General features: G+C 49.8%; 5 protein-coding genes and 1 pseudogene. 5 read left to right on the top strand and 1 reads right to left on the bottom strand.

The window, feature by feature from the left end; translation table 11 throughout:
* Nucleotides 1-321, bottom strand: a 321-nt coding sequence (locus tag MHN01_RS19080) for a histidine kinase sensor domain-containing protein (RefSeq protein ID WP_239412799.1), incomplete at its 3' end; no start/stop codon positions are given.
* A 291-nt stretch (nt 322-612) separates the two neighbouring features.
* On the opposite strand from MHN01_RS19080, the gene MHN01_RS19085 reads away from it, so the two are divergent.
* The 5 genes and pseudogenes from MHN01_RS19085 to nuoD all read left to right on the top strand — a co-directional run.
* A complete protein-coding gene (locus MHN01_RS19085) occupies nt 613-1,239 on the top strand; it encodes a hypothetical protein (RefSeq protein WP_239412800.1) in 627 nt (208 codons plus the stop codon).
* A gap of 269 nt (nt 1,240-1,508) precedes the next feature.
* On the top strand, nt 1,509-1,874 hold the full coding sequence (locus MHN01_RS19090; protein ID WP_239412801.1) for an NADH-quinone oxidoreductase subunit A: 366 nt from the start codon (nt 1,509-1,511) through the stop codon (nt 1,872-1,874).
* A pseudogene (locus MHN01_RS19095) lies at nt 1,862-2,335 on the top strand (NADH-quinone oxidoreductase subunit B); the annotation flags it as partial. The gene MHN01_RS19090 and the pseudogene MHN01_RS19095, both read left to right, overlap by 13 nt.
* Nucleotides 2,336-2,439: 104 nt before the next feature.
* Nucleotides 2,440-2,967, top strand: coding sequence for an NADH-quinone oxidoreductase subunit C (locus MHN01_RS19100; RefSeq protein ID WP_239412802.1), 528 nt, complete (start codon nt 2,440-2,442; stop codon nt 2,965-2,967).
* Nucleotides 2,968-3,964, top strand: a 997-nt coding sequence (nuoD, locus tag MHN01_RS19105; protein WP_239412803.1) for an NADH dehydrogenase (quinone) subunit D, incomplete at its 3' end; no start/stop codon positions are given.

Raw genomic sequence — 3,964 nt, forward strand, 5'->3', positions numbered from 1 at the left:
CATTTCCCGGCCGCTGATTGTGCGACGCTCTTTATCAAGCACAAACAAATAATAGTCCTGCCCCCGTTCCCAGTCGGCAAGCTCGTCCATATCCCCTTCTTCAATCATCACCTCCGCCTGCTCGGCCAGCGAGAGCATCTCGGCCTGAATTCTTTCGGGTACATGTAATATGGCCTTGACCAAGGCGACCTCGGCAATATTTTGCAACACCAGAATTAAGGTCAAAATAACCGCAAAGTATGAAAACAGGCGAAAAGCCAGACCGTCACGATCTCCAAGGAAAAACAGCGCGCGGATTTTTGGAAGGCGAATAGATATCATTCTACTTATCAATTAACAAATAACGCACCTACCTTACCACAGCTTCCTGCTCTCTGTTCACTACGTCGACACCTAAGTAGCCGTTACGCCTCATCTTCTTCCCGTAAGTGACAGAATTCGAGCAGTTGCTCATAAATTTGATGGGTATTAGCAGCAAAATGCAATTAGTGAGTGCCAGACAATGCGAATTGTGGCATATATGAGAGCAATATTGTCATGTCAGGGTGCTAACCTACCCACAAGATGACCAAATGCTGATCACCGCGCAGGGATAGCAAGGATAAATAACCAATGAGAATTATCTTTTTCCTTTATACCATTACGTTATTACTAGGATGTAGTTCCGGGGTAGACATTTCAATCCCGGAAAAATACGGTGAAACCACTGAATACAACAAGGGCTATCTGACCGGCAGCCTGAGTGCGACCACCGTCTGGCCATCATCGGGCGAAGGGCTGGTGACCACCCTCTATATTCGTCAAAAAGGTCATAACGACGTCATAACCCTGGTAAATAACAACGCTGATTCAGATTTCATTACAGACTCTCTTAAAGGCCAGCTCTTTTCGCTAGCTTTGCCAGCCGGTGAGTACGAACTCTTCTGTATCGGATTCAAGGGAAGCAACGGCTCAAAAACGATCACTTCTAAATCCAGAAATGATCTTGGCCTCGCCTTTTCGATTGAGCCAGGACGAGTGACCTACATCGGCCAGTTCATTACTTCCAGCCTGGTGGCAAAAAGTAAATTATGGAATATCGAATACCCGAGCGGTTATGGTGTGATCACCTATAGCAATGCATACAGCCGTGACAAGGCCCTGTTCGATGAAAGGCACCCCGATCTATATAACCTTGCTTTCAGCCCCGAACCGCTTGCAGAAAAGAATACACGCCTGATTTCAACCCGCCCCGAGTGACCATCAGTACTGCATTCAAAGAGTGAGGCAATACGGCCTCACTCCTCCTTCCCTAAAGGCAACACAGAACTCCTTTACCGCCTGCGATGAGTTTCACGCCCTAGTTCTCCCGCAATAACTTTCATGCAATAGCTTTATTCACTAGCACCTCGGGTTCAGGCGCCTCGATTACAGCCGACTCACACCAACTGTCTCTGACTCGTAGCCCAAGCCACAATAGCTATACTCAACATATAAGACTAATAAGCGTTCAGTTTACGGGGAATGCTATGGCACTTTCAGATTATCTTCCGGTGTTGCTTATGACAGGGTTTGTCTCCCTGCTGGCGCTGTTGATACTCACTGTTTCCTCGCTGATCCGCCCGCATAATCCCTATCCGGCCAAAAACCAGCCTTATGAGTGTGGTGTTGCGCCTATCGGTGATGCTGCTATCGGCCAGTTCAAGGTTCACTATTTTGTGATCGGTATTTTGTTCATCATCTTTGATGTCGAGACCTTGTTCCTGTTTCCCTGGGCTGTTGTGCTCAAAAGCATTGGCCTGTTCGGTTACATCGAAATGATGGTCTTTCTCTTTGTGCTGTTGGTCGGGTTTATCTATGCCTGGGCTAAAGGAGCATTAGAATGGGAGTCTTAGATAACCGCTTTCCCAATAATCTGCTGTTTACCTCGGTTGACAATATCATCAACTGGAGCCGAAGCTCGGCACTCTGGCCGGAAATGTTCGGCATTGCCTGCTGTGCCATCGAAATGATTGCGACAGGCTGCTCTCGTTATGATCTCGACCGTTTCGGTGTCGTGTTCAGGCCATCACCCAGACAATCTGATGTGATGATCGTAGCCGGTACGGTCAACAAGAAATTCGCCCCGATAGTCAAACTGCTCTACGACCAAATGCCCGAGCCTCGCTGGGTTATCGCCATGGGATCCTGTGCTATCTCAGGCGGAGTCTACAACAACTATGCCGTCGTACAGGGTGTGGAACGTCTGATCCCGGTCGACGTATATGTACCTGGTTGCCCGCCTCGGCCAGAAGCCCTGATGCAGGGCATCGTTATGCTGCAAGAGAAAATCAAACAAGGCCGTGTCTTACGTCGGTTTGATCCCGAAACGGGCCAAGATATTACAAACCGAGATATAACAGGCAAAAACATTACCGCTCAAGCTGCTAACCCGCGAGATCTCGGAGGACTTAAATCATCATGAGTCGCTTGCTTAATGAGCATAATCTCTCCGAGCATATTGCCGATCTTCTGACTGAGACCAGCATGGACGGTATCAGCCTCGATGCCAGCTGTATCGATATGCCGACATTGGTGGTACCGCCAAAAAAGCTCATCACTCTATGCCAGCAGCTCAAACAAGAGCCTGAATTCAAATTCAACTTTCTCTCTGATATCGGTGGTGTCGATTTCCTTGGCCGAGAAACACGGTTCGAGGTGGTCTACCATCTGTTTTCAATTGAACTCAACCATCGTATCCGGCTCAAATGCCCGCTTGCCGAAGGCACAACAATCCCAACGGTCTCAAAGATATGGAGCTGCGCCGACTGGCATGAACGCGAAGCCTTCGACATGTTCGGCATCATCTTTTCCGATCATCCCAACCTTAAACGGATTTATATGGATGACGATTTTAAGGGCTTTCCGCTGCGAAAAGATTTTCCCGTCCGCGGCTATCAAGACGATTTGAATCCCTTTGGTGAACCAGAACCGGAAGGAGACAGCTAGGTGACCGCTGTAACCCAACTCAACGCCGATGACGGCCTGACCAAAGATCTGTTGCTTAATCTCGGGCCGCAGCATCCGAGTACCCACGGCGTATTGCGCATACTGCTCGAAAGGGAGGGCGAGCGTATTGTCAAGGTTGATCCCATTATCGGCTACCTGCATCGAGCTTTTGAGAAAATGGCCGAAGCCGGCACCTATACGCAAACCATCCCGCTGACCGACAGGCTCGATTACCTGTGTCAGGCATCCAACAACCTAGGCTTTGTCCGGGCAGTCGAAAGCCTGCTGGGCATAGAAGCCCCAGAGCGAGCGCAATACATTCGTGTATTAATGGCTGAGCTGTCACGTATTTCCGGTCACCTGCTGATCACCGGTGCCCTGCCCATGGATCTGGGCGCTATGACGGCCCTACTCTATACCATGCGTGAACGGGAAATGGTGATGGATCTGATGGAGATGGTTTCCGGCAGTCGAATGATGAGCAGTTATTGCCGAGTCGGTGGCGTTCGCGAAGATCTGCCAGACGGTTTCACCGACAGGACAGCAGAATTTTGCCAGATTTTCAGCAAGCGAATTTCTGATTACGAACAACTACTGAGCAATAACCGGATGTTTGCCAAACGCACCAAAGGTATTGGTGTGATCAGCGCGGAAGATGCCATCGACTGGGGACTAAGCGGGCCTTGCCTGCGCGCCTCAGGTGTTGACTGGGATATTCGGCGGGACAAGCCTTATGAGATCTATGACCGGCTCGATTTTGACGTCATTGTCAGCCACAACGGCGATTGTTACGACCGCTGGTGGTGCCGGATGGAAGAGATGAAACAAAGCCTGAGAATGATCTCGCAGTGCCTCGAGCAGATGCCCGAAGGCCGTTTTCAAATTGACGCCCCGGAGATTGCCTTTCCGAGCGATAAAACCGAAGTCAAAAAGTCGATGGAAGCACTGATCCACCAGTTCAAGTTGGCCGCCCACGGTATCGAAGTCCCCAAAGGAG

It is taken from the genome of Photobacterium sp. OFAV2-7 (assembly GCF_022347985.1).
GTDB lineage: Bacteria > Pseudomonadota > Gammaproteobacteria > Enterobacterales > Vibrionaceae > Photobacterium.